This window comes from Blautia sp. HCP3S3_H10_2 (assembly GCF_052122375.1).
GTDB lineage: Bacteria > Bacillota > Clostridia > Lachnospirales > Lachnospiraceae > Blautia_A.
In genome coordinates, this window is the sequence record NZ_JBQKCL010000002.1 from 68,559 (window position 1) to 94,375 (window position 25,817).

24 protein-coding genes are annotated in these 25,817 nt (G+C 44.6%); 1 reads left to right on the forward strand and 23 read right to left on the reverse strand.

The window, feature by feature from the left end:
• Positions 1-3 precede the first annotated feature (3 nt).
• The 10 genes from proB to mscL all read right to left on the reverse strand — a co-directional run bounded on the left by proB (position 4) and on the right by mscL (position 9,207).
• Positions 4-861 (reverse strand): glutamate 5-kinase, encoded by an 858-nt coding sequence (gene proB, locus ACTQWB_RS02355; RefSeq protein ID WP_441500176.1) that lies wholly within the window; start codon positions 859-861, stop codon positions 4-6.
• Positions 862-1,215: 354 nt separating this feature from the next.
• The gene (locus ACTQWB_RS02360) at positions 1,216-2,229 is read right to left on the reverse strand and encodes a DUF3048 domain-containing protein (protein WP_441500177.1); all 1,014 of its coding nucleotides are present in this window, start codon (positions 2,227-2,229) and stop codon (positions 1,216-1,218) included.
• 71 nt (positions 2,230-2,300) lie between these two features.
• Entirely contained in the window at positions 2,301-2,798 is a 498-nt protein-coding gene (ybeY, locus tag ACTQWB_RS02365; protein ID WP_441500178.1) for an rRNA maturation RNase YbeY, read from the reverse strand.
• 102 nt (positions 2,799-2,900) lie between these two features.
• Positions 2,901-3,920, reverse strand: coding sequence for a PhoH family protein (locus ACTQWB_RS02370; protein ID WP_441500179.1), 1,020 nt, complete (start codon positions 3,918-3,920; stop codon positions 2,901-2,903).
• A gap of 225 nt (positions 3,921-4,145) precedes the next feature.
• Positions 4,146-5,150, reverse strand: a complete 1,005-nt coding sequence (locus ACTQWB_RS02375) for a DUF362 domain-containing protein (protein ID WP_441500180.1) — start codon at positions 5,148-5,150, stop codon at positions 4,146-4,148.
• 153 nt (positions 5,151-5,303) lie between these two features.
• Complete coding sequence (locus ACTQWB_RS02380) at positions 5,304-6,557, reverse strand: sporulation protein YqfD (protein WP_441500181.1); 1,254 nt, start codon at positions 6,555-6,557, stop codon at positions 5,304-5,306.
• Complete coding sequence (locus ACTQWB_RS02385; protein WP_441500182.1) at positions 6,548-6,901, reverse strand: YabP/YqfC family sporulation protein; 354 nt, start codon at positions 6,899-6,901, stop codon at positions 6,548-6,550. Before ACTQWB_RS02385 ends, ACTQWB_RS02380 begins: the two co-directional genes overlap by 10 nt.
• A gap of 163 nt (positions 6,902-7,064) precedes the next feature.
• Entirely contained in the window at positions 7,065-7,604 is a 540-nt protein-coding gene (locus ACTQWB_RS02390; RefSeq protein ID WP_441500183.1) for a DUF2284 domain-containing protein, read from the reverse strand.
• 11 nt (positions 7,605-7,615) lie between these two features.
• Positions 7,616-8,557 carry a tRNA dihydrouridine synthase gene (locus tag ACTQWB_RS02395; RefSeq protein WP_441500184.1) on the reverse strand — a complete coding sequence of 314 codons (942 nt, stop codon included), beginning with the start codon at positions 8,555-8,557 and terminating at the stop codon, positions 7,616-7,618.
• A gap of 230 nt (positions 8,558-8,787) precedes the next feature.
• A complete protein-coding gene (gene mscL / locus ACTQWB_RS02400) occupies positions 8,788-9,207 on the reverse strand; it encodes a large conductance mechanosensitive channel protein MscL (RefSeq protein ID WP_441500185.1) in 420 nt (139 codons plus the stop codon).
• 288 nt (positions 9,208-9,495) lie between these two features.
• Here mscL and ACTQWB_RS02405 point away from each other — a divergent pair, with 288 nt between their 5' ends.
• Positions 9,496-10,653, forward strand: coding sequence for a pyridoxal phosphate-dependent aminotransferase (locus ACTQWB_RS02405; protein ID WP_441500186.1), 1,158 nt, complete (start codon positions 9,496-9,498; stop codon positions 10,651-10,653).
• A 98-nt stretch (positions 10,654-10,751) separates the two neighbouring features.
• Here ACTQWB_RS02405 and rlmH read toward each other — a convergent pair whose 3' ends face one another.
• From rlmH to ACTQWB_RS02470, 13 genes are all read right to left on the reverse strand, one after another.
• On the reverse strand, positions 10,752-11,231 hold the full coding sequence (gene rlmH, locus ACTQWB_RS02410; RefSeq protein ID WP_441500187.1) for a 23S rRNA (pseudouridine(1915)-N(3))-methyltransferase RlmH: 480 nt from the start codon (positions 11,229-11,231) through the stop codon (positions 10,752-10,754).
• A gap of 17 nt (positions 11,232-11,248) precedes the next feature.
• On the reverse strand, positions 11,249-11,551 hold the full coding sequence (locus ACTQWB_RS02415) for a Dabb family protein (protein WP_441500188.1): 303 nt from the start codon (positions 11,549-11,551) through the stop codon (positions 11,249-11,251).
• Between the two features lie 92 nt (positions 11,552-11,643).
• Positions 11,644-14,706, reverse strand: a complete 3,063-nt coding sequence (locus ACTQWB_RS02420; RefSeq protein WP_441500189.1) for a DNA translocase FtsK 4TM domain-containing protein — start codon at positions 14,704-14,706, stop codon at positions 11,644-11,646.
• A gap of 18 nt (positions 14,707-14,724) precedes the next feature.
• Entirely contained in the window at positions 14,725-15,600 is an 876-nt protein-coding gene (locus ACTQWB_RS02425) for an undecaprenyl-diphosphate phosphatase (RefSeq protein ID WP_441500190.1), read from the reverse strand.
• A gap of 247 nt (positions 15,601-15,847) precedes the next feature.
• On the reverse strand, positions 15,848-17,245 hold the full coding sequence (gltA, locus tag ACTQWB_RS02430; RefSeq protein WP_441500191.1) for an NADPH-dependent glutamate synthase: 1,398 nt from the start codon (positions 17,243-17,245) through the stop codon (positions 15,848-15,850).
• Positions 17,245-18,132 (reverse strand): sulfide/dihydroorotate dehydrogenase-like FAD/NAD-binding protein, encoded by an 888-nt coding sequence (locus ACTQWB_RS02435; RefSeq protein WP_441500192.1) that lies wholly within the window; start codon positions 18,130-18,132, stop codon positions 17,245-17,247. The genes gltA and ACTQWB_RS02435 overlap by 1 nt, the downstream gene beginning before the upstream one ends.
• Before the next feature lie 165 nt (positions 18,133-18,297).
• The gene (locus ACTQWB_RS02440) at positions 18,298-19,059 is read right to left on the reverse strand and encodes a ClpP family protease (RefSeq protein WP_441500386.1); all 762 of its coding nucleotides are present in this window, start codon (positions 19,057-19,059) and stop codon (positions 18,298-18,300) included.
• Positions 19,060-19,327: 268 nt separating this feature from the next.
• Complete coding sequence (locus ACTQWB_RS02445) at positions 19,328-20,056, reverse strand: YebC/PmpR family DNA-binding transcriptional regulator (protein WP_441500193.1); 729 nt, start codon at positions 20,054-20,056, stop codon at positions 19,328-19,330.
• Complete coding sequence (locus ACTQWB_RS02450) at positions 20,026-21,381, reverse strand: hemolysin family protein (protein WP_441500194.1); 1,356 nt, start codon at positions 21,379-21,381, stop codon at positions 20,026-20,028. Before ACTQWB_RS02450 ends, ACTQWB_RS02445 begins: the two co-directional genes overlap by 31 nt.
• 124 nt (positions 21,382-21,505) lie before the next feature.
• Complete coding sequence (locus ACTQWB_RS02455; protein WP_021926628.1) at positions 21,506-21,856, reverse strand: type II toxin-antitoxin system PemK/MazF family toxin; 351 nt, start codon at positions 21,854-21,856, stop codon at positions 21,506-21,508.
• Between the two features lie 355 nt (positions 21,857-22,211).
• Positions 22,212-23,378, reverse strand: coding sequence for an alanine racemase (alr, locus tag ACTQWB_RS02460; protein ID WP_441500195.1), 1,167 nt, complete (start codon positions 23,376-23,378; stop codon positions 22,212-22,214).
• A gap of 76 nt (positions 23,379-23,454) precedes the next feature.
• Positions 23,455-25,011 (reverse strand): NAD(P)H-hydrate dehydratase, encoded by a 1,557-nt coding sequence (locus tag ACTQWB_RS02465; protein ID WP_441500196.1) that lies wholly within the window; start codon positions 25,009-25,011, stop codon positions 23,455-23,457.
• Positions 25,012-25,105: 94 nt separating this feature from the next.
• On the reverse strand, positions 25,106-25,753 hold the full coding sequence (locus tag ACTQWB_RS02470; RefSeq protein WP_441500197.1) for a redox-sensing transcriptional repressor Rex: 648 nt from the start codon (positions 25,751-25,753) through the stop codon (positions 25,106-25,108).
• Between the last annotated feature and the right edge of the window lie 64 nt (positions 25,754-25,817).

Below are 25,817 nucleotides of genomic sequence, written 5' to 3' on the forward strand. Positions count from 1 at the left end.
ATCTTATAACAGTTTCTCTATATAATCTATCAGGAAAAACTCTTCTTCTTTTTTTCCAACAAATAAAGTCCCACAGGTGTCACCTTCCACGATTCTGTGGATATTATGGAAATCGCCACCGTTTGCAATCACCATGTCCGTACCTGCGGCAGTGGCAATTCTGGCAGCGGTAAGCTTGGTAGCCATTCCACCTGTACCAACCTTGCTTCCTGTAGAACCTTTCCCCATACCAAGAAGCTTTTCATCCAGTGTCTCAACCGTATCAATAAACTTCGCATCTGGATTGGTATTTGGATCATCTGTGAAAAGTCCATCAATATCAGACATAAGGATCAGAAGGTCTGCGCCGATCAAGGCTGCTACCACAGCGGAAAGCGTGTCATTGTCTCCAAACTTCTCAAGAGACTGCAGCTCATATGTGGAAATAGAGTCATTCTCATTAACAATGGGAATAACCCCCATGGATAAAAGCTCATTAAACGTATTCTCTGCATTCTTACGGTTAGCATTATTTACCATGGTATTCTTAGTCATAAGGATCTGACCTGCCATCTGGTTGTATTCCCCGAACAGCTTCTGATAGATCATCATCAGCCTGGCCTGTCCAACTGCTGCACATGCCTGTTTCTGCCGTGGCTCCTGAGGCTTCTCTTTAAATCCAAGTGCCGCTGCACCAACAGCAATCGCGCCAGAAGATACCAGTACCACATCCTTGCCCTGATTGCGCAGGTCTCCTAACTCTCTGACCAGGATCTCCAGCTTCCGAAGATTCAGCTTGCCAGTCTGTGCATGGGTAAGAGACGAGCTTCCGATTTTTATTACAATACGCTTCTTATCTTTCAGTCTTTCCCGGTAATTCATTTTATCTGTCAACTCCGTTATTATATTTCGCTATTCTAACTGCTTTAAGCAGTTATACATTTTTTTATCTTACATCATTTTTATCCATTCGTCCATGGTTTCCTGGAAACACTTATATAATTTCAAATAATTTTCACATTTTAATAGGGAAAATATATCTGTGCCCATATCGTTTTCTTTGCATGCGTACGCTTATGATTGCAAAAGGGAACGTTGCTGCATTTCCAACGTTCCCTTCACGATTCTTATCATTTGTAATTCCTATTATTTGCAATTTCCATTATTGCAATACACATTATTTGTTATTCATATTTATAATTCTTATTAGCAATTGTACGCTGAATTACACTGCTTCTACTGTAAAGATACGGAATCCACGGAATCCTTCAGCACGATCTCTACCCATGTTTTCCCTGGATTCAGCTGAATCTCCTGATCATTGGAATCGTAATAATGAGTAATTCCCCACTGGGAATCCCTGGTCCAGTGAATATCAATTGCCTTACCTCTCGTAATATACTTGCCTTCTCCTCCAGACTGGGTATCAATGTTCAGATAACCATTGGGATCATATGGCTGATAGTCTGAGTACTGTAAAATAATATTCTCACAGGTCAGCTGATTCCCTGTGTTCTGGTCAATATGGGGTGCATTAAACTGGAAACGGCTGTATTCCTTCGTATCTGCGTTATACTCAAACCATGGATGATTGTATGCGAAATTATCCAATTTCACAACGTTTGCAGAAACGCCATCATCCAGAGTGGTCTCTGTCCCCTCCGGTGCAAACTGGAAATGACCGGTATAATCCTCCTTATACTGCTGACTGTATCCCTGGCTCTGGATACCAGCCTGAAGATGGGAAAAATCTGTGTAAGCATTGTGTGGAGCCACACGGTCTGTACTACGGTAATATGCATTTCCCAGTGTCAGTCCATTCAGATTATCTATAAGATGCTGATCCAGGTACTGCAATGCATAGACCGCTTGTCCATAATGGGAATAAATGGCATCATACTCATTAGCATAAAACAGGAAATAATCACGGCAGCTTCTGACAGAGCCAATTCTTGGAATATTATCATAGTCCTCAATAACCGCCATAAGCCGGGTGATCCCGCCTTCTACTGGTGCTTCGTAAATAACACCAGCATTCTCTGTACCACTCTGCGGGGCACCGTTGGTGTCATTGCCAAGCATAACTGCAATCGGTCTTCTCCTGCCGATACTCTCGGACACATTCTCGCCGGTAAGATAGCTCTTTACGGCAGCTTCCGGGCTCTCTTCTGCCTGAACCGCTACTGTAGATCCTGCAAGTGCGCAGGAAAGCAACACTCCTGTGAGAAGCTTAAACATTTTTCTTTTCATGTTATATCCTCCTTATGCCTTATATTTATGATGTCTTGCGTTCCAAGATCAAATCATACCGACTCCAGATCTCAGCGGGTGATTCCAAGCTCATCCAGGGCTTTCGCCTGACGGGCTTCCATGTCCTGTGCTTCCTCGGGCGTCATATGGTCATATCCTAAAAGATGGAGCATACTGTGTGCAACCAGAAAGCAGAACTCTCGCTTCACGCTGTGTCCATACTCCTCTGCCTGTGCAGCTGCGCGCTCTGCGGAAATCATTATGTCCCCCAGAAGAAGCTCCCCACTGTCAAGGTCAAAACAGGACTCGTCAACCTCGGCTACAGAATAATCCGCCGGTGTCTCAAAAGGCAGCATAGGAAAAGAAAGCACATCTGTGGCTCTCTCTATTCCGCGAAATTCTGTATTAACCCGCTTAATTTCTTCGTTATCTGTAAGAACCAGATTCACCTGTGCATCCCATGGACATTTCTCCATATCCAGGACTTTCTCTGCAACCATCTTTGCAAGAGCGGGGCAATCAAGCCCAAGGTCGAAATCCGTCTCACACTCATATTCTATTGTTACCAAGATGTTTTCCTCCTGTACCATATAGTTTATTTTACTAATCATCTGAAATTATCTGTAAAATACATTTTTCAAGGATTGCAGGAATGATTTTTCAAGCACGCTCTAACGTCTCGTCCTGCGCTCTGCCCGCTTCTGGGTTTTCTCCTGTGCCCTGGCTTCCTCTTTCTCGAAAGCCTTTACGATATCTTTAACGATCTTACAACGGACAACGTCCCTGTTCGTCAGGGAAATCGTCGCGATATCGTCTACATTTTTCAGGATCGAAGCACATTTCTGAAGTCCGGAATCGGTCTCCTTGGAAAGGTCGATCTGAGTTACATCACCGGTAAGGATCATCTTCGAGCCCGTACCAATACGGGTAAGTGCCATTTTTAAAATCGGAAGTGTAGCATTCTGGCTTTCATCAATGATGATCATACTGTTATTCAGGGTACGTCCACGCATGTAAGCAAGAGGGGCAACCTCTATGATTCCACGCTCCCGCAGCTTCGCTGCCTGGTCTGGACCGAATACGTCATTTAATGCATCATACAAAGGTTTCAGATAAGGATCAACCTTCTCCTGGAGATCGCCAGGAAGGAAGCCAAGCTTCTCACCTGCTTCAATAGCCGGACGGCTGAGGATGATCCTCTCGATCTCGTCATTCCGGTAAAGCTCTGCAGCATACGCAACCGCCAGATAAGTCTTACCAGTACCGGCAGGACCAATACAGATCGTTACTGTATTATTCTTCAAGGCATTTATATAATTCTTCTGTCCGATCGTCTTTGTACGGATCGGAATATTCTTGTAATTCAGGGTAACTGCATCTCCCAATACCTTACGGGTACTGTCTGCAATGTCCTCCTCACCGTCATCTTCTTCCTCTGTCTCATCCAGAAAACGATGGATCATATCCACGGAAAGCTGCTGTTGTTTTCCAAGGGCTTCCTGCATGGCTTCAATGATATTTACAGCTGACCGTATCCTGCCATCATTGCCTCCACTTACCGTAATACAGGAATTTCTCTGGGTGATGGATACGCCAAGGCGGTTCTCGATCACCTTGATCAGCTTGTCATTGATTCCAAAAAGTTCCTGTAAAATTTCTAATGAGTCGATCTCTATATTCGCGGATTTCAAAAAAATGCTCCTCCTTGTGTCTCATAAGAATATGTCTTTGTTACTAACAGTAACTTATCTTTCAAAATTATACCACCCTGAGGATAGCTTTTCAACTTTTACATGAAAACAGGAAACTAAAAACTGCTGCAATTATATACTCCGAATCAGATTCGAAAGTAAAACTGCAGCAGTTGTATATTTATTACCGTCCCCCACAACAGGTATTACAGCAAAACTCTTTATTTATTCAGCAGTGAACGGAACTACGTCTTTTACAGCTTCAGCCGGAGAAATTTCAGCATCTGCATTGTCAATATCAATAAGATGATATAGATCATTTCCCATGCCAATCTCTTTCATGTAGCTGAGCTGACGCAATCCGTGACGTGTAGTCATACGTTCACACAAGGCCTGTCTGTCATCATCTTTCAATGCAAAGACAAGATCAACAGAAGCCTGGTCCACAGCCAGAATATCTGAAGAAGCAACGATGCCGATATTTGGAGTCACCACTGGTTCCGCTCCTACGCCCTCGCAGTCACAGGATACAGACATGTTGCGCAGACAGTTGATAAAAGTGATATTCTTTCCGAAATGATCCACTGTCGCCTTAGAGGACTCTGTGATTCTCTCCATCAACTCTTCCTCGGCAATGCTCCATAAATTGTCAGAGCCTTTCACTGTATGAATCATCCCTTTACCAATGCGGCCATCCGCGCATCCAATCCCAATATTCTTATTGGAACCACCGAAACCTCCCATGGTATGTCCTTTGAAATGGGTAAGCACCAGAAGAGAATCGTAATTTACAATATGGCTTCCCATAGTCATATGGTCAAACCATTTACCTCCCTTTACAGGAAGATCAATCGTCCCTTCTTCATCCATAATATCAACAGGGCAAAATGTCCAGCCATTTACCTTAAGGGTCTCGCGATGCAATTCAGTCGTATAGCGGTCTCCTTCATAATAAGTATTTGTCTCTACAATTGTACCATCCGGAATGTCATTCTTAATCAGATTCTCAACCCATGAACGAGGAATAATATTTGGTCCATGTTTCTCTCCTGTATGAAGCTTAATTCCAATTTTTCCAGTCATATTCTGATTCACGCGCTCATACAGTTTCTGCAATCCCGCTGGAGAAAGATCTCTTGTAAAATAAACAGTTGACACTTCTCCGGTACGTTCGCTGTAAGGAATATAGTGTTCTCCACCTTTGCCAGGTATTATTTTTTTGTGATCCATATTTCAAACCTCCTAAAACCCTGTTTATGCAGCTGTTCAGCAGCTTCCCTATTACACGCCAAAATGTACTCCTTATCGCCTCTGGCGATAGCACCTTGGCTATCAGTCAGAACCAATTATAGACCTTAAAGTCCACTTTAAGTCAAGCTCTTTTCATAGGGGATTCCTAAGGGATTTTACCCCGCATTTCTCCACCAATGTTAAAGTCCCTTTCATAATGCAGCTGTTTTCTTCCATTACCACAGACAGACTACAGTTTTCGATTTTGCTTCCCTTTTCCAGCAAATTCTTTTTATAAGATTTTAATTGTACCATAAGTTTTTGTTCTGCCTCGTCCTTTGTATAAACAGCCTCCTGAATCTCATACGGTACCCTGATGATTTTCCCCAGAGAAAAGGGAAGGACAAAGTTTTCAGTCAGCCTCCAGGGAATTTCTTCTACAGAAACGAGGCACTGATTCTCTGTTCCAGTACCAGCACCAAAAATCCAGTTTCCTGTATGAAAATACCAGTTGGTCTTTGGCATTCCACTTTGAACCCTTTTCTCGTAAAGAAGTGGAATTTCCTTATAGTAGGAAGTCTGGTGGCGTACATAAATATCTGCATCTGCAGAAACGTATTTCGTCCGGACCAGTTCCTGGCTGTCATTCAGGATTGGCACCTCCCCCGTTACAAGAACATCACCTTTCTTGCAATTATCGCCTATTCTCACCTGTTGAGTCCCGCTTCTGATAACTATATTCACAATTTCGCCATCCAGATCTGAAATCAGGTCACAAGGACTTTCAGACTTTTGTATATCTTCTGTAAGTGTTTCTTCCTGAATCGAAAGGAATAAGCATGTGCCCTGAACCCTGGCAGAAACAAACGTAATATCCGGATATTTTTTCCGAAGAAGGGACGCAATCTGGGAACAATTTGCTTTTTTCCGACTTATTCCGTGAATAATGCCCTGCTGATCCAGAAATTCCAAAAGTTGAGGGGTGGAATTGGCTACATTTCCATCAATATGGATATTCCAGATATGACCGGAGAGCCAGAACAACAAAGAAGCGCAAAAAATAATCCCAATTATGAAGCATTTTCGCTTTTTACTTTTATACATCCAGAATGGCAAACCTCTTTTTTGCAATATATGGATATGAACTCTGGTTTTTCTATGTATAGGGGTAAGTTTTCGAAAATTATTTACTGATATATAAGCTGTTATGCTGTTTTCCGATTGATGAAATACATTTTCCAATGGAATGGCTCTTGCGTGACAGAGATTTAAGAAGCGTTCGATCTGGTCTCCGGATATTGAGATTTTTAAGAAACCTCTAAGAAACTTTTGGGAACCATCCATTTGGGTTTCGTCTCCTTTGCTATCTATTTTAAGAACTTTCCCTTCTGATATCTTTAGACGCATTCCAGCATTACCGCTGTAATCCGGCCCTTTACTTCCATTTCTAAAACATTATAATGAAATATTTCCAGATTTTTCCCTTGAAGAATTACACGTCCCTGGCAGGTAACGATGACCAGCTTTTCCGTAGTATAGGATAAAATGCTTTTATAGTTCTCGATCAATACCTGGGCCGGCCCGGTAATGGTAATAATCGGGGCTTTATATGCCAAGTCACCAGGAAGTTCCATAGCTGTCATAAAACGTTCTGAAACGGAATTATCCGTTTTCTTCCTGCCCCAATGTTTTTCTCCAGTCTTTTTTTCTCTTTCCGTAACATATTCTTTTCGAAATATATTGACAGGCATAAAGAAAACCTCCCAGCTTTTCTCTCTAATTTATGCGGAATGTTTTCTTTTTATTCTATGTTAAAATTTGTCAAAATCTCCTTTTCCAGAGCAAGTTCCAAAAAGATTTTCTGCCAAATGTGTGCTTCACAATTTATGGAAGCTTTTGCTTATACTTAAGTTCTTATCGAAAAAGTATCAGTGAAAACCACAGAATAGTATTTCCGCCAAGATTGTATTCCATAGAGTGCTTCTCAACCAGTTCATTTACCACAACTCCGTGGCTTTCCAGACATGGATGCATTTTCTCTGGAAAACGGCATGGCTTTCCTTCCAGATATGCGCAATGCTCGCAAAGGTCGCAGGATTCCGTAGACAGTGTAAAAGTCTCAAAGCCCTCACCTTTCAAAAATCCGGCAACTTCTGTAGTCAGCTCTTCATGGGCATCTCTGGTAGCAAGCATTTCCTCCATATTCATCACATCGGAAACCTCTGCCACACTGGAGAAAAGGATCCCATTTGGGTAGCTGTGAATCCGCTTTCCGCATTCTTCCAGGCTGCCCACGGCAGGCGGACAGGCCCATGTTGTACCGTAGCGCTCACACTCCTGCTTACAGATCGTGCGCACACGCTCTCGTACTTCTATTTCAGCCGTATCCACAAGACGGTATTCAAAAATAGGATACTGGGCTATAAATTCTTCAAAGCGATTTGTATCTAACATCTTTGTTCCTCTCAATCCACTAAATCCTGCTCGGCAAACAGGCTGGATACTACAGACAAATACTCTGGCAAGTGCTGGGATTTCTTTATTTTCTTGGCGTATTTCTCATAATTGGTAAAATTCACTGCCATATAGCTCCATAATTCTTTCATACGGAACAGCACGTTTCTTTCCCCGGAAAGGAGCTGCTGATATTCTTCAAAAAGACAGTCGTGAAATTCTCTCAATGTCTTTTTATCCGGAGCGCCACCCTCACGGATCTTTGTTACCAGTCCCGGATTGGTAATCAGCCCTCTTCCATACATGAAGCAGTCTGTGGCAGGGAAACGCGCCACAATCCGGTTATAGTCATCTGCCGAAAACAGATTTCCATTATAACAAAGGGGCATTTTCAGGCGGTTTACAGCTTTCTCGTAGGCTCCCAGGCGTGGCAGCCCTCTATACATATCAGTCTGAATCCTTGGATGAATGATCAGCTCATATATGGGATATTTCTCATAGATTGCCAGCAGATAATCCCAGTCTTCTTCGTAATGGGTTCCAATTCTGGTCTTAATGGAAATTTTCATATCCAGCTCTGAAAAAATCCGGTCAAGAAACCGGTCAAGTTTCTCTGGTTCTGCCAGGAATCCTGCGCCTTTTCCTTTGGCCGTAACCGTTCCGGAAGGGCAGCCAAGATTCAGGTTCACCTCCTCATGTCCGTAATCCTCCTTCAAAAGACAGGCTGTGCGGATAAAATCGTCTGCATTGCAGGTAAGGATCTGGGGAACCACGTACATTCCTTCATTTCGCTCTGGTGATACCTCGCAGATTTCCTGGAAGCTGAGATTTTTCTTCGGCTTGGCAGAAATAAACGGGGTAAAATATTTATCCATCGGATGGTAAAACCAGTGATACGCCCGGCGGTATATATAATTTGTCACTCCCTCCATGGGAGCCATGTAGTCTTTCATGCAATTCCTCTCAAATTTCTTTATTGTCCGTAAGGGTCTTTTTCAAGTACGCTTTCCTCATTACGGCTTTTACACAATTTAGGCTGTGCCAGATCATAAATACGGAGCTTAAAACCAGAGTCTTTTCAACCATCTGTCAGCCATTCGCTGACAGGCACCGTATCAAATGAAGTGCACAGCCAAATTTCATACCCAACATAGAGATCTGCTTCCGCAGACATTCCATTCTTTTACTTCTCTTCCTCCAGAATAGAAGTACAATGCGGGCATCTTGTAGCTTCCAGAGGAATCTCACTCTTGCAGAACGGACATACCTTAGTGGTGATTTCTTCCTCTTCCTTCGGTGCGGAAAATTTCTCAGCTGCTTTATTCAGTGCTTTCACTATAATAAAGATGATCAGTGCCATGATCAGGAAATTGATCACAGCAGTGATAAATTTACCATAATTCAGGGTCGCATCCCCTACCAGCTTCACACTCAGCTGATCAAAGTTAATCCCTCCGAAAATACCCAGAATCGGATTGATGATGTCGTCTACCAGAGAAGTAACAATACTGGAAAAAGCGCCGCCGATAATTACGCCGACTGCCATATCCATTACATTACCACGGCTGATAAATGCCTTGAATTCATCGAGAAACTTTTTCATCTTCCCTTTCCTCCCTTGGTTTGATAACGTTTATTATACACGTTTCTCTTTTTTTAGACAATGCTATCTGACAAAGTATTTCAATTTATAGTTATCAGAAGGCTCGCACGTGTTTAAAAACCGCTCTAGTAGACTTTTATAGAAAAAATCATTTTCGTCTTGCGCTTTACCATATTACTGTGATAGAATAAACAGGATTTTAGCACAAACCTGCTGGTTTACGATCCACAGCACATGGTTCGTTATTTTAATGGTTTGCTATTTTAAGAGAAAGAAGGCTTACTGACGATGAAATTTTCTAAAAGACTGGATTTATTTGGAGATGAAATTTTTGCCGCGCTGAATGACAGGCGGCTTGAGCTTGAGAAACAGGGTAAGAAAATATATAACATGAGTGTGGGAACTCCGGATTTCCACACACCGGACCATATTAAGAAGGCACTTATAGACGCAGCTGCTGACGACCAGAACTGGCGCTACAGTCTCCGCGACCTGCCAGAGCTTCTGGATGCAGTCTGTACCTATTACAAAAAGCGCTTCGATGTAGAGATCACACCAGATATGGTAATGACAGTCTATGGAAGCCAGGAGGGTATGGGACATCTTGGCATGGCCTTGTGTGATGAGGGAGACGTTGTCCTTCTTCCAGATCCCTGTTATCCGGTTTTTGCAGCCGGAAGTAAGCTTGGCGGTGCAGTCCCTTACTATTATCCCCTTGTTGCAGAACACGATTTCCTGCCATTTGTGAAGGATATCCCGGAAGATATAGCCCGCAAGGCACGATATATGGTAGTTTCCCTCCCATCCAATCCGGTTGGCAGCATTGCGGTTCCTGGGCTTTATGAGGAGATTGTTGCGTTTGCAAAGAAATATGACATTCTCATTATCCATGACAATGCATACAGTGATATTATCTTCGATGGTGTCGAGGGAGGCAGTTTTCTCGCCACTCCTGGTGCAAGAGAGGTTGGAGTTGAATTTTTCAGTCTTTCCAAATCCTTTAATGTAACCGGTGCCAGAATTAGCTTCCTGATTGGAAATCCTGAAATTATCGCGGCTCTTAAGAAACTCCGCAGCCAGATTGACTTCGGTATGTTCCTTCCAATCCAGAAGGCTGCTATTGCAGCTCTTGAGGGACCTCTGGACAGTGTGAAAGAACAGTGCAGACAGTATCAGGCACGCCGTGACGCCCTTTGCGACGGTCTTGCTTCCATCGGCTGGGAGAAACCAAACGGCAAGGGAACCATGTTCGTATGGGCACGTATTCCAGGCGGCCGCACTGACAGTATGGCTTTTTGCATGGAACTGATGGAAAAAGCCGGAGTTATCGTTACCCCAGGCGCAAGCTTTGGTCCTCACGGGGAAGGATATGTACGTTTCGCCCTTGTTCTTCCACCAGAGAAAATTAAAGAGGCAGTAGAGGCAATCCGGGTGAGCGGAATCTGATTTCATTAAAAGGTCTTAGTTCATATAATAAAAATCCCAGATGGAAGTAATTGCATACTTCTTCCATTTGGGATTTTTTAGTACTCTATGATTTTGGATCATTTATGGTACGGCTCATGATTCATGATCCTGTACCCTCTGTAGATCTGCTCCAGCAGAATCATCTGCATCAGCTGATGGGGAAATGTCATCCTGGAAAAACTGAGCTTATAATCAGCCCTTTTAAGAACTGCATCAGAAAGCCCAAGCGATCCACCGATCACGAAAGCGATGCTGCTCTTTCCCTGTACTCCAAGCCTGGCGATCAGATCTGAAAGCTCTACGGAATCCAGCATTTTGCCCTCTATGGCAAGGGCAATCACATAGTCTGTATCCCTGATATGATTCAGAAGCCTGTTTCCTTCCGTCTCCTTAATCTGCCGGTTCAATGCATCCGACGCTTTATCTGGTGTTTTCTCATCAGACACCTGAATAAAGCTCAATTTACAATAGCGGCTAAGGCGCTTGGCATACTCTGCAATCCCATCATTTAAATATTTTTCTTTGATCTTGCCAACTGTGATAATACGAATTTCCATTTATATTTATTGCTCCATTACATCTCAAAATCCATGGCTACACGGTCGCAGACATTCGGTCTTACATAAGTATCTGCTACATGGACATGATTTGGATTCACAGCATAAGCAGCCAGTGCCTCAGCACTCTCAAGCTCTGTGATCAGGCACAGGTCACGTGTACTGAAAGCCAATGGTTCTGTGATAACCTCTGCCTTCAAAAGGCCAGGAACTACGCCTACAAGCCCTTCCAGGTGTTCTTTAATCTGTGCTTTCAATTCTGGTTTCTTCTCTTCTGGGATTTCTTCCTTGAATGACCACATTACCATATGTTTTACCATTTTAATCGTCTCCTTTTTTATATTTTGTAACAGTCCGGATTCATACTGATTCTGGGATAAAGGTTCATCTAGCATTTTCTACAAATGCTCTTCTACAAGTGCTCTTCCACATAAGTCTGAAACTCATCCATCGACATCAATACCTTACGCGGCTTGGTACCCTCTTCCGGTCCTACAACCCCGGCATCGCACAGCTGATCCATGATCCTGGCTGCACGGTTAAATCCGATCTTATACATCCTCTGCAGCATTCCAATGGATGCCTTCTCTTTCTCGATAATAAATCTTCCAGCCTTTTCAAAATAAACATCACGTTCGTCTCCGCCAGAGCTTCCTCCAGCTGTAAGAACAGCGTTGTTCATCTGCTGTTCAATCTTATTGTCATAGTCGGATCTTGGATTCTTGTCTGATAAAAATTCTACAATGCTGCTGACCTCATCATCGGAAACAAAAGCTCCCTGAAGTCTGGCAGGCTTCTGATACCCCTGAGGGTAAAAGAGCATATCTCCTTTTCCCAGAAGCTTCTCTGCGCCATTCATGTCCAGAATGGTTCTGGAATCCACACCGGATGTAACTGCAAATGCAATACGGGATGGCATGTTTGCCTTAATAAGACCTGTAATAACATTGACAGATGGTCTCTGGGTAGCGATGACCAGATGGATACCTGCTGCACGGGCCAGCTGGGCCAGACGGCAGATTGCATCCTCCACATCTCCAGGAGCTACCATCATAAGGTCTGCCAGCTCATCTACAATGATCACGATCTGGCACATTTTATCCGGCCGCTGCTCTCCTTCCGGAAATTTCATCTTCTCGATCTTACGGTTGAATTCATCCAGATTACGGACTCCGTATTCTGCAAAGGTGTTATAACGGTTCGTCATCTCATTTACTGCCCAATTCAATGCCCCAGCTGCTTTCTTCGGGTCTGTGACAACCGGAATGAACAGATGCGGGATACCGTTATAAACACTAAGCTCAACTACCTTAGGATCGATCATGATCAGTTTGACCTCATCCGGTTTGGCTTTATATAAAATACTGATAATCAATGTATTGATACAAACAGATTTACCAGAACCTGTAGAACCTGCGATCAGAAGGTGTGGCATTTTAGCAATATCTGCCACAACCGTCTTACCATCGATATCCTTACCTGCAGCAAACGCAAGCTTGGATTTGGCGTTCATGAATTCCGGTGACTGGATCAGGTCGCGGAGCATTACCGGACTGTTCTCCTTATTCGGAACCTCGATTCCTACAGCCGCCTTACCTGGGATCGGTGCCTCAATACGGATATCCGGTGCAGCAAGATTCAGCTTGATATCATCAGAAAGACCAACAATCTTACTTACCTTCACACCCATCTCCGGCTGAAGCTCATATCTGGTAACGGTAGGACCACAGCTTACATTGGTAACCTTGGCATTCACACCGAAATTATACAAAATCTCCTGAAGCTTCTGGGCCGTCTTGCGCAAATGGGAATCGGAATCCCCCTGGGATTTTCCGTTTCCTCGCTTTAACAGATTTACAGGAGGAAACTGGTATTCCTTCTTCACAGCCGCTTCCTGGGTATTGATCTCATGCTGGATATTAACGATTCCGTTTGCAATCTCCTGCTTGGAGGATTTGGGATTCTTCGCAGGCTGATGGGAGGCTTTTTCCTCTGGAACAACAGCACTTTCTGAATGTGCTCCACTTCTGGCTACCGCTTCCCCACTATTGCTTCTGCTGCCGGATGCTGAAAGCATATTCTGCACAGTTGCCATGGCTTCATTAAAATCGACCCCGGCATAGCTGTCTTCCTCAGCAGCTTCCATTTCGGCCTCGCTTTCGTAGTTTCCGGTAAAGCTACTATGGATTTCTTCAATGTCAGCCTCCTGCATCCCACTTGCTGACAAGCCTGGTTCTCTCGCAGAATCCTCTCCCATATAAGAGGCTGGTTCTTCTATTTCCATCGGTTCAGAACGATGAATCGCAAATTTCATCTGCGCTTCTTCATGGATATCATTGTCAGCTACTGCAAGATTATCTTCCGGGACAGGGTATCCATTGCTGTTTGCATTACTTTCCGGATTCATTACATTTTCCGGATGCTCCCCATTTCCAGGATACATCGCATTCTCAGGATTCAGTGGAAATTCCCGGATGTCTGCTTCCTCATTTTCCCCAGAATCCTTGTCGCCAAACAGATCTGTACCGTCAAGAAACCCAGTGGACGCCGGACTATTTTCTCTTCTTCTGCGCTCCCTTTGGTCCTGTGAGGTCATCTGTCTGTTACGTGCAGATGCCTTTCCAGCTGTTTTGGAGCGCTTTTTCCCTCTTTGGGACCCCTGTTTTCTGTCAGTGAGAGCCATCCGCTCTGTCTGCTCCTCATCCATTTCCTCTGCTGCAAGAGCCTCTTCCAGCTCCTGCATTCTTCGCTCACGTCGCTCCCTGGCTGCAATCTGACGCTGCTGGGCCTTCAGCTGCTTCTTCAGCTGGCGCTCTGGTGCGCCTTCCTGGTAAAGTGCCTGCTGTCCCTTCACCTCTTCCACAATACGGTCGTACAGCTTATATAAGAAGCCCAGGAAAGAATGCTGGGTAATCAGGATCAGGCATACCAGGATCACAAGCACAAGAATCACATAGGCTCCAATGGTCCCAAATGCGGAAATCGTGGAAATGCAGATCGCGCCTCCCACTACACCACCGCCTGTGCGGTATTCCGAACTGATCCTGTAATATTCTAAAAGAGTAGTACGCTCCTGGTAACCTTCCGTAAAAAGCTGGGCTACACCGCATAACACAAGAAATAAAACTGCCGCCGCAGCAGTTTTCTTATATGCAAGCACATTTCCTTTATTGGAAATCAGAAAAGCCGCCATAATAAAAAGCACAATAGGAAAAACGTAAGCCATCAGTCCCATTACTCCCATGAGCACCTTACTGATGCTTCCGCCTACCGTACCGCCAAGCCCAATGCAGCTTACCATAAGAATGATAGCAGCTGCCATCAGCACCAGCAGAACGATCTCTGTCTGGAAGCCGCTGGATATGGACTGCTTTTCTGCTGTATTTTTCTTAGCCGATGTACGCGCGGAGCTTTTTTTCTTCGCGGAAGTACTTCGTTTTGTTGTCGATTTCTTTGGCGTATTAGACGCTGCCATTTAAAAGCTCCCCCTTCGTCAGGCAAAATTGCTGATTAGCGCTATGGCTCCTGCCACAAAACAATAAAATGCGAAATAGCGCAGTTTCGCATGCTGTACTGTCTGAAGCAGGATACGGATCATAAAATATCCCACCACTCCAGCCACGATCATACCCAGAATATAAGTAAATCCAAGAGATACTGTCATCTTCGGTGTGGTAAACTGGCCCACTTCCAGAAACAAAGAACCAAGAACAGCAGGAATGCTGATCAGATAAGAATACTTCACGGCCAGCTTCCTTCTAAAACCACATAAAAGGCCGGCACAGATGGTCATCCCACATCTGGATATGCCTGGAAATACAGAAATCCCCTGACAGATTCCTACCCACATGGCATTGTCATATGTAACATCCTTAGGCGTCTTGATTCCGCCGATATTACTAAGATCGGTTACGAGAAGGAAAACTCCGGTCACGAGAATGCATGCTCCTGGAAGCAGCGGTGAAATAGCTGCCCTGGTCACAAGTCTTCTGCAAATATAGCCGATCATAGCCGTAGGAATAAATGAAACGATCATAACAGCGGTAAATTTACGGTAGGTGCCATGAACCACCCTTGCATAAGGAAGATTCTCCCCTGTCCTTCTATTATGGAAATAGATATTCACGTTGCCGATCACATCCATGGTCATTCCCAGAAGTTCCTCTCCTATTCTACGGATATCACTCCAGAATGCAAAGAAAATCGCAGCCAGTGTCCCCACATGAAGAAGGACTTCAAAAAGTACTGCGGTGTTACGGGTAATTCCCATCGCATTTTCCATTGCAGCCAGATGTCCGAAACTGCTTACAGGGAGAAATTCTGTGATTCCCTGAACAATTCCCAATAAAATTGCCTGTAAAACTGACATAATGATTAATTCCTTTTCTTTAGGATAAGGCAGGCCGAAAAACCCACCAAGTGAACCCATTATAACACAAAACCCTCCGGGATACAACTTTATTCGAACGACTGTTTTGTTACGGTTTTTTATTAGTTTGCAGTTCAATAACTGATTCTAACCAAGAACAAACAAAATCCCCGCCTGAAGTTCCGAAACCGAAACGTCAGACGGGGAAATACGCTTTTCATAATCTTTTCATCAGAAAAAGCGCATATTATTTTGCATATTTGCTCTTGATATACTCGTCGATACCGCGGGCACCTGCTTTACCTGCTCCCATAGCAAGGATAACAGTTGCAGCACCTGTAACAGCATCTCCACCAGCATATACACCCTCTTTGGATGTCTTACCAAACTCTTCGTCAGCGATGATACATTTTCTCTTGTTTACATCAAGGCCGATGGTTGTGGAAGAGATCAGCGGGTTCGGGCTTGTACCAAGGGACATGATAACAGTATCAACGTCGATGGTAAACTCAGAACCAGGAATCTCAACAGGACGTCTTCTTCCGGAAGCATCCGGCTCGCCAAGCTCCATACGGATACATCTGATACCGGTTACCCAGTCTTTGTCATCTGTAAGGATCTCAACAGGATTGCAGAGAAGATCAAACTGTACGCCCTCTTCTTTAGCGTGATGAACTTCCTCTTTACGTGCAGGAAGCTCTGCCTCAGAACGACGGTAAATAATATGTACCTCTGCGCCAAGACGAAGTGCAGTTCTTGCAGCGTCCATGGCAACGTTACCACCACCAACAACAGCAACTTTCTTGCCGTGTGCGATCGGGGTATCATAATCCTCACGGAATGCTTTCATAAGGTTGTTACGTGTCAGGTATTCGTTAGCGGAGAATACACCGTTTGCCTGCTCACCCGGGATTCCCATGAACATAGGAAGTCCGGCTCCAGATCCGATAAATACAGCCTCAAAGCCCTCATCCCTAAGAAGCTCATCGATTGTTACAGATTTACCAATGATAACGTTGGTCTCGATCTTAACGCCAAGAGATTTTACGTTCTCAACCTCTGCAGCTACAACTTTATCTTTCGGAAGACGGAACTCCGGAATACCATAAACAAGAACACCGCCTGCTTTGTGAAGAGCCTCAAAAATGGTTACATCATAGCCCATCTTCGCAAGATCTCCGGCACAGGTAAGTCCGGAAGGACCGGAACCGATAACAGCAACCTTGTGTCCGTTCTTCTGTGCTGCCGGAACAGGTTTGATACCGTTCTCTTTCGCCCAGTCAGCAACGAAACGCTCCAGTTTACCGATGGAAACAGCCTCACCTTTCAGGCCACGGATACATTTACCCTCGCACTGTGTCTCCTGAGGACATACACGTCCGCAGACAGCCGGAAGAGCACTGGACTCACCGATGATCTGGTAGGCTTTCTCAAAGTTTCCTTCTTTTACTTCATGGACGAAACCTGGGATATTAATGGAAACCGGGCATCCTTCCATACATTTTGCTTTCTTACAGCCAAGGCAGCGGTTTGCTTCTTCCATTGCCTCTTCTTTATTATAGCCAAGGCAAACCTCTTCAAAGTTTGTAGCACGTACCTTAGGAGCCTGCTCTCTGACTGGTACCTTCTTTAATACATCTGCCATTATTTGTCACCTCCACACTGTCCGCATCCGCCGTGATGGGTATCGCCTTCCTGAAGCTTCAGAAGTGCACGTCCCTCTTCGGTCTTGTACATCTGCTGTCTCTTCATTGCAAGATCGAAATCAACCTTATGTCCATCAAATTCCGGTCCGTCAACGCAGGCAAATTTTACTTCGCCGCCAACCATCAGACGACAGGCACCGCACATACCGGTTCCGTCTACCATGATCGGGTTCATGCTGACTACAGTAGGAATATTCAGTTCTTTTGTTAACAGGCAGACAAATTTCATCATGATCATCGGTCCGATAGCAACACAGAGATCATACTCTTTGCCCTGGTTCTGTACAAGGTCGCGGAGTACGTCTGTACCCATACCTTTACGTACGTAAGAACCATCATCTGTAGTTACATACAGATTACATACTTCTTTCATCTTGTCCTCAAGGATAAGGAGATCCTTTGTCTTGGCACCAACGATAGCATCTGCTGTAATGCCATGCTCATGAAGCCATTTTACCTGAGGATATACAGGAGCTGTTCCAACACCACCTGCTACGAAAACGATTTTTTTCTTCTTAAGTTCTTCAATGTCCTCATGGCAAAGCTCAGATGGCTGTCCAAGTGGTCCAACGAAATCTTCGAAATAATCTCCGGCTTTCAGCTGGGCCATCTTAGTTGTAGATGCGCCTGCTGGCTGGAAAACGATTGTTACAGTACCTTTCTCTGCGTCATAATCACAGATTGTAAGCGGAATTCTCTCTCCGACTTCGTCCATCTTAACGATGACGAACTGACCAGGCAGACAGTGCTTAGCCACGCGAGGAGCTTCCACATCCATAAGAAAAACATTTGCAGAAAGTTTCTCTGCGTTGAGTATCTTATACATAGTTCCCTCCTGAAGTACTATATTTAACTGACACTCCTTGTATCATGTCCGTATCTCGGACACGTGTGTCGGTCATATCCTCTAACACTATAGCACAAAAAAGTGGGTTAGTAAAATAAAATTCTCCTGTTTTTCTTATATTTTTTCCAAAAAATGTATAATTCTTTAATTATTATGCGTTTCACCCTTTTCTTTGGCGATAAGTTCGTATAATTTTCCAAGTGCCTCCTTCATTCCTCCCACTTCATCGATCAGGCCTTCCTTCACCGCCTCCGGGCCTTCCAGCATGGTTCCCACATCCTTTACCAGCTGCGTAGTATCCAGCATCAGCTCCTCCAGCCGCTTCTGGGAAGTGTTGGAATGATTGGAAATAAAAGCGGTAATCCTGTCCTGGATTTTCTCAATGTTGCGGTAAGATTGCGCCACACCGATAAACATTCCATTAGAGCGTACGGGATGGATCACCATGGTAGCACTTGGGACTACAAAGGAATAATCTGCCGATACAGCCATGGGAACACCGATGGAATGGCCGCCTCCCAGCACCAGGGAAACAGTTGGAACGCTTAAAGAAGCGATCATTTCCGCAATGGCAAGCCCTGCTTCCACATCCCCTCCCACCGTGTTTAAAAGAACCAATAAGCCATCTACAGAATCGTCGTCCTCGATCATGGCAAGTTTTGGCAGAACATGCTCATATTTTGTGGTCTTACTGTGGGACGGTGCGGATTCATGGCCTTCCACTTCGCCTATGATCGTCAGGAGCTCTACTTTATATTTATTAGAATTTTCGTTTAGAGTGATCTGTCCCATATCACGGATCTGCTTATTTTGCTGATCTTCGGTTTCCAGTTTTTCTTTCTTCTGTCCTTCCTTTTCCTCCTCTTCTCTTTTCTTTTCCTCAGTCTCTACTTCAAAACTGTCCATCTGTTCATTTTCTTCTGTCGTACTTTTTTCTTCTATACGATTACTTATATCATTTGTTCTTTCTGTCTTTCTGTCAGCTTTTCTATTTTCGTCCCATTTCACGGCTGCATAGTCACTCACCACATTTGTTCTGTTTATTATCTGCATAAAAAAATACCTCCACACGTAATGTATGGAGATATTATCTGCAACTATTGTAAAACTATGTATGAAAAGCTGTCTAAAAAGGCAGCGAAGCCCTCTTCAAACAAGCTCTGGCATCAGGAGATTATTCGTCCCAGTTATGCCATACGTCTGTTACATCGTCATCATCATCCAGAAGATCAAGGATTCTCTGGATATCTTTAAGTGCTTTCTCATCAGTAAGCTCAACAGTTGTCTGTGGAATCATAGCAACCTGTGCCTCAAGAAGTGGAACACCAGCTGCCTCAAGAGCCTCACGTACTGCACTGAAATCATCCGGAGCTGTGAGAACCTCATAGCTGTCCTCTTCCTCATTGAAGTCCTCAGCACCAGCATCAAGAGCTGTCATCATAAGCTCATCAGCGTCCATCTCACACTCTTCTTTATCGATGATGATCTGGCCTTTCTGATCAAACATGTAGGATACGCAGCCCTGGGTACCAATGCTTCCGTTACCTTTTGTAAATGCATTTCTTACGTTGCTGGCTGTACGGTTTTTATTGTCTGTCAGAGTCTCAACGATAATGGCAACACCATTCGGGCCATATCCTTCGTATACAGCTTTCTCATAGCTGTCAGCAGAATCAGCACCAGCAGCCTTCTTAATACCACGCTCAATGGTATCGTTTGGCATATTGTTTGCTTTTGCTTTTGCGATAACGTCACGAAGCTTACCATTGTTGCTTGGATCCGGACCGCCTGCCTTAACAGCCATTACGATCTCACGGCCGATAATTGTAAAGATCTTTCCTTTTTTAGCGTCGTTTTTTTCTTTCTTATGCTTTATGTTTGCGAATTTAGAATGTCCTGACATTTCTTATCCTCTCCTTTTGGTTCTTTTTTTATCTTTTCGGCCCGTACTTTTCCAATGGTCTTGTTTCCAAGGGAAACAATCCTGAAACGGTAGCCGTTAACAACAATTTCTTTATCCAGATCATCCTCTGTAGGAATGTGTCCTAAAAGGTTGGTCAGATAACCATTTAATGTCTCAAATTCCACTTTACCGAAATCAATATCAAGCTCCTCCGACACATCCTCCAGATAAGCCAGTGCATCGATGATCACACTGTTATCCTTCTGAGTACGGAATGTACTGTCATCTTCATCATATTCATCCAGAATATCACCTACGATTTCCTCCAGAATATCCTCCATGGAAACAATTCCGGATGTCTGGCCGTATTCATCCACTACCACTGCCATGTGAATCTTTTTCATCTGCATGGATTTGAAGAGATCACTGATGCCCCTTGTCTCCGGGATAAAAGAAGCTTCTCTTATAAGTCCCGGAAGATCCTTAAGCGGCTTGAACTTCGCCCAGGAATTTCTGGTCAGGAATTTCAGTGCATCCTTATAATGGATGATTCCCACTATGTTATCAATGGTCTCCTTATACACTGGATAACGGGAATTTCCCTCTTCCAACATAGTGTCCACGATGGTCTGCAGATTGTCTTCTTCATCAAATGCGATCACATTCTTACGGTGAGTCATGATATCCTTGGCTTCTGTATCATTAAACTCCATGATGTTCTGGATCATCTCGGCTTCATTTTCCTCAATGACACCCTGTTCATGAGCTTCATCTACAATGGAAATGATTTCTTCCTCTGTCACCGGATCCTCTGCCTGATTCAGGGCAACCCCAAAGGGCCTTGCTGCCACTTTGGCAATAAAGGTCACGCACATGGTAAGGGGATACAGGATTCTGGTAAAAAATCCCACAACTCCCAGATAACGGTATGCGTATTTCTCCGGGTGATAGGTTCCGATTCTCCTGAATGTAAGAATGCCAAGAGACGCAAGCAGAATGATCACCAGTGCCAGCACCAGGATCAATGCCACCAGATGCTTTATGTAGGGATGAAAGGTTTCGGTAGCCCATGGAACGATAAATGCCCCGAAGCAGACTCCGGAAGCCATAACAATCAGTGGAATCGCATTGACAAAGGAGACCGGATTATTCATAAGGGAAAGAAGATACACAGACTTCTTATCCCCCTCCTGGGCCTTCTTCTCCACTTCGTTCCCACTCAGATTGTGTACTGCGGCTGAAAATCCATAAAAAATCCCATTCAGCCACAGAAGCAATAATAAAATAATAGCGCCCACAAAGGGCATACTACTGCCATCTTCCATATATTAAACCTTGATTCCTCCTAAGAAACGGGCTGCTGCCTGCTTATCTGCAACAGCACCCATGTGCAAATGCGGCATTATTGCCGCTGAGACGTAACAACTATATCACTAAAATTTCTTTTCGTCAAGAGAATGTAAGCTCCAGGCTGATTTCAAGGGCATGATTTACCTTATCAAGCATCGGTCCATCCAGGTGACATACCTTGTCCTTTAGTCTTCTCTTATCAATGGTACGAAGCTGCTCCAGCAAAATTACAGAATCCTTTTCGATTCCATAGGCAGATGCGTCAATCTCTATATGGGTGGGCAGCTTCGCCTTGTTCATTTTGGATGTGATCGCCGCACAGATCACTGTCGGACTGTGCCGGTTGCCCACATCATTCTGAATAATAAGTACCGGGCGGATTCCTCCCTGCTCACTTCCCACCACAGGCCTCAGATCCGCATAGAAAATGTCCCCTCGTTTAATTACCACACAATTCACACTCCGTTTTGTTAAACTTTTTTCACTTCTGAAATTAAGTATTTCCAACTTTTTTCATGTGTATACATGTGTGGTGTCTTACTATGAAAGTCCTGTGCGGCAGCCATGAATTCACCATGCTTGCATGGTGGATTTATGGATATCGCACAGGCTAGACTGTATGAGTAAGTAGGGCAATAGCCCGGATTACGAATACAGTCGGCGATTGTGGGAGCGCCAAAGGGCGCGGAACAATCGACTTTCATTCATGGTGATGTCTGCGTAAGCAGACATGTCCGTTTATGTGCGGCAGCCATGATTCACCATGCTTGCATGGTGGATTTATGGATATCGCACAGGATTTTTCTCAATCAAAATACGTGATTTCTCCCCATTCTTTTCCATCTCTGATATAGACTCTTGGTACACGTTTGTTGATATCACATACAAACTCGTAGGAAAAACGTCCGGATAAATCTCCCAGTGTGTCTGCACTGATCACTTCATTTCCGTCTTTTCCAAGCAAGGTCACCTCATCCCCTACCTTCACATCCGGGATATCTGTGACATCTACCATAAACTGGTCCATACAGACTCTTCCACAGATGGGTGCTTTTTTGCCATGGATCAGCACCCATCCTTTATTCGAGAGCATTCTTGGATATCCGTCCGCATAGCCCACCGGAATGGTTGCCATTTTCGTAAGGTGCTCTGTGGTATAGGTTCCACCGTAGCTTACCTGCGTTCCGGGTTCTACATCCTTCACATAGGAAACGTGGCTTTTCAGCGACATAACAGGCTGCAGCTTTACAATATCCTGCTCCACTTCCTCAGAAGGATAGATTCCGTAAATGGTAATTCCGGCACGCACCAGATTCAGATTTGCCTCTGGAACACGGATGATTCCTGCACTATTGGAGCAATGGTGCAGTGGAATATGAACTCCGTTTTTCTCCAGAAGGTCTGCAAAGTCAAGATAACGCTTCAGCTGTACCATAGCCGGTGCCCTGTCATATTCATCGGCTCTTGCAAAATGAGTGAACAGTCCCTCTATTTCCACGTTTGGAAGTTCTGCTATCTGACAGATTTCTTCAAGGCTTTCTTCACTGTCCTTAAAACCGATCCGGGTCATCCCTGTATCAGCAGCCAGATGGATCAGGCCCTTTTTACCGGCTGCTTCTGCAGCCACATTATACTTCCTGGCAGTTTCATAATCACAGACTGCCATTCTTATCTCATTTTCCACAAGCTCCTTATAATATTCCTCAAAAACAAGTCCCAGGATAAGAATTGGTCTTGTGATGCCAGCTCTTCGAAGCTGTAAAGCCTCCTGCGCAGTCGCTGTGGCAAAGCCCCAGACATAATCCAATTCTTCCAGCATTCTGGCAATGGGTACGGCCCCATGGCCATAAGCATCCGCCTTGATCACTGCCACGATCTTGGTTCCCTCTTTTATATTTTTCTTCATCTGTTCAAAATTATATCGGATAGCGTCAAGAGAGATCAACGCCTTGACTCTGCTGTATTTTTCCATAATAACTTCCTCGATTTTTCTTAATTAACTATTTGTGGGATGAACTGACATCCTTTACAGAACTTCTGCCGTCTTTTCAAACACTTTCTATACCTTCAGCTATTTTTAAGACTTCTGGCAATGCCTCAGTAAGATCCTTTGCAGTCATGCCATGAAGCCCTTTTTTCTTGCTGGCAAGGTCACCACATAGACCATGGATATATACCGCCAGTGCCGCTTTATACGAAAGTGCTTTGTCCTGATCCGTACTTAAATACATACACAGAACTGCCGCGATCATACCAGATAACACATCGCCGCTTCCTGCTGTTGCCATTCCGGAATTCCCGGAAAGGTTCAGGTAGAGATTCTGTTTCTGGTCTGCAATCACCGTACAAGCATCCTTTAAAACACAGACACAACCTGTTTCTGAGGCAAATTTGTATGCTGCGTCCACCGGATCCCTTTTCAGATCTGAAATAGCCATGCCGGTGAGACGGCTCATTTCTCCTATGTGTGGTGTCAGTATGGTATGCTCTCCTATGATTTTCATCCATTGGGGATGCTTTGCCAGAATATTCAGGCCATCGGCATCCAGGATAATCGGCTTTCCTGCTTTTGTCCCATTTTCCAGGAACCAGAACATTCTTTCCTTTGCCATATCATCCGTGCCAAGTCCAGGCCCGATCACCAGTACATCGCACCAGTTTAAGTTTCTCAGGTTTGCCTCCTGATCAAATTCACAGGTCACCATCGCTTCTGGCAAAAGGCTCTGCAAAGGAATCCGGTTTTCTTCCACTGTCTGGAGCTTCACCATTCCTGCTCCGCCGCGCAGTGCTGCACTGGCGCTTAAATAGGCTGCTCCGCACATCCCCTTGGAACCGGCAATGAGCAAAACCTTTCCAAAAGTCCCCTTATTTCCCCAGGAAGGCCTGGCTGGAAGTTCTTTTACATCGATATTCTCCATGTGCCTGGCGGCCGCCTCGAAAAGCTCCCCACCATCAGGTGCGCGGTCATAAATTCCAATATCCGCGACCACAATCTCCCCTGCATACGCTCTGCCTGGAAAAAGGCACAGTCCCCGTTTACGGTAAGCAAACGTCACTGTAACATCTGCTGCAAAAGCAATTCCCAGAACAGCTCCAGTGTCTCCATCTATACCGGATGGAGTGTCCACTGCCATTTTATAAGCTTCTGACTGGTTCATACTGCTGATCACGGATCTGTAGTGTCCTTCGATTTCCCTTGAAAGTCCTACGCCGAAAATCCCGTCTACTATAACAGTATATTCATCCCATACCGGGTTATTCGTTACCGGCACCTGATAGCTCATGGCAATTTCCCACTGGTGTCTGGTTTCTTCTGTCATTTTATCCGGATTTCCTGCAAGATAGATTTCTGTCTGAACTCCATCCAGAAAAAGGAGCCTGGCAATGGCAATTCCATCCCCTCCGTTATTGCCGGATCCGCAGACCACCAGCACGCGCGCTTTTCCATACTGTCCACTCTGGCTTCTCTTTTTCAGATAATCCTGTATTACTTCCTCGGTGGCAAGTGCTGCCCGTTCCATCAGCACCAGGGAGGGAATATGCATATTCCGGATCGTGCCTTGGTCAAGCTGCTTCATCTGACTGCAGGTCACAATTTTTTTCATAAGGGACTCACTCCTTTATAACATATGCAAAACTGCCGCCCGGTCTCCTGTAAATCTTTCTGCGAGACAGGCAGCAGTCCTCATTGACCTTCTATTATTTCTCTTTATGCTCATTACGGTACTGGCTTAAATTATAAGACAGTGTCATCAGGCTCTCTGACAGATGCACATTCTCTACGATCACATCCTCAGGAGCATCCAGATCGGTATGGGCAAAATTCCAGATCGCCTTGATTCCATTTTCGATCAGGATCTTCGCCATCTCCTTGGCTTTATTCTTCGGAAGAGTCAGAATGGCGATTTCCACCTGATTCTCTCTTAAAAATTCCGGGAGCTTACTGATCATCTGTATCTCAATTCCCCGGACTGAAATGCCCTCCAAAACCGGGTTCACATCAAAGATTCCTACCAGACGAAAGCCTCTCTTCTCGAAATCCCCGTAATTGGCAAGTGCCTGACCCAGATTACCGGCACCCAGAATGATCATAGGGTGAATAGTGTCAAGCCCTAATATCTTACCAATCTCTGTGTAAAGATACTCCACATTATATCCGTATCCCTGCTGTCCGAAGCCACCAAAATTATTCAGGTCCTGACGGATCTGAGACGCCGTCACGTGCATCTTCTTACTCAGATCATTCGAAGAGATACGCTCCACTTTCTCTTCCATCAGCTCCCCCAGATAGCGGTAATACCTTGGCAGTCTCTTGATCACTGCTTTTGAGATTTCTTTCGCCTCCAAAATGTTCCCCTCCTTGTTTCCGCTGCCTATACTTTCCGCGTAACACTATGTCAATTATACCTAA

Excerpts from the sequence above, each read along its gene's own strand:
- proB (WP_441500176.1), bottom strand. The coding sequence starts at position 861 with ATGAATTACCGGGAAAGACTGAAAGATAAGAAGCGTATTGTAATAAAA.
- ACTQWB_RS02360 (WP_441500177.1), bottom strand. The coding sequence starts at position 2,229 with ATGAAAAGAAAAATGTTTAAGCTTCTCACAGGAGTGTTGCTTTCCTGC.
- ACTQWB_RS02375 (WP_441500180.1), bottom strand. The coding sequence starts at position 5,150 with ATGGATCACAAAAAAATAATACCTGGCAAAGGTGGAGAACACTATATT.
- ACTQWB_RS02380 (WP_441500181.1), bottom strand. The coding sequence starts at position 6,557 with ATGCGTCTAAAGATATCAGAAGGGAAAGTTCTTAAAATAGATAGCAAA.
- ACTQWB_RS02385 (WP_441500182.1), bottom strand. The coding sequence starts at position 6,901 with ATGCCTGTCAATATATTTCGAAAAGAATATGTTACGGAAAGAGAAAAA.
- ACTQWB_RS02390 (WP_441500183.1), bottom strand. The coding sequence starts at position 7,604 with ATGTTAGATACAAATCGCTTTGAAGAATTTATAGCCCAGTATCCTATT.
- ACTQWB_RS02395 (WP_441500184.1), bottom strand. The coding sequence starts at position 8,557 with ATGAAAGACTACATGGCTCCCATGGAGGGAGTGACAAATTATATATAC.
- mscL (WP_441500185.1), bottom strand. The coding sequence starts at position 9,207 with ATGAAAAAGTTTCTCGATGAATTCAAGGCATTTATCAGCCGTGGTAAT.
- ACTQWB_RS02405 (WP_441500186.1), top strand. The coding sequence starts at position 9,496 with ATGAAATTTTCTAAAAGACTGGATTTATTTGGAGATGAAATTTTTGCC.
- rlmH (WP_441500187.1), bottom strand. The coding sequence starts at position 11,231 with ATGGAAATTCGTATTATCACAGTTGGCAAGATCAAAGAAAAATATTTA.
- ACTQWB_RS02415 (WP_441500188.1), bottom strand. The coding sequence starts at position 11,551 with ATGGTAAAACATATGGTAATGTGGTCATTCAAGGAAGAAATCCCAGAA.
- ACTQWB_RS02420 (WP_441500189.1), bottom strand. The coding sequence starts at position 14,706 with ATGGCAGCGTCTAATACGCCAAAGAAATCGACAACAAAACGAAGTACT.
- ACTQWB_RS02425 (WP_441500190.1), bottom strand. The coding sequence starts at position 15,600 with ATGTCAGTTTTACAGGCAATTTTATTGGGAATTGTTCAGGGAATCACA.
- gltA (WP_441500191.1), bottom strand. The coding sequence starts at position 17,245 with ATGGCAGATGTATTAAAGAAGGTACCAGTCAGAGAGCAGGCTCCTAAG.
- ACTQWB_RS02435 (WP_441500192.1), bottom strand. The coding sequence starts at position 18,132 with ATGTATAAGATACTCAACGCAGAGAAACTTTCTGCAAATGTTTTTCTT.
- ACTQWB_RS02440 (WP_441500386.1), bottom strand. The coding sequence starts at position 19,059 with ATGGACAGTTTTGAAGTAGAGACTGAGGAAAAGAAAAGAGAAGAGGAG.
- ACTQWB_RS02445 (WP_441500193.1), bottom strand. The coding sequence starts at position 20,056 with ATGTCAGGACATTCTAAATTCGCAAACATAAAGCATAAGAAAGAAAAA.
- ACTQWB_RS02450 (WP_441500194.1), bottom strand. The coding sequence starts at position 21,381 with ATGGAAGATGGCAGTAGTATGCCCTTTGTGGGCGCTATTATTTTATTA.
- alr (WP_441500195.1), bottom strand. The coding sequence starts at position 23,378 with ATGGAAAAATACAGCAGAGTCAAGGCGTTGATCTCTCTTGACGCTATC.
- ACTQWB_RS02465 (WP_441500196.1), bottom strand. The coding sequence starts at position 25,011 with ATGAAAAAAATTGTGACCTGCAGTCAGATGAAGCAGCTTGACCAAGGC.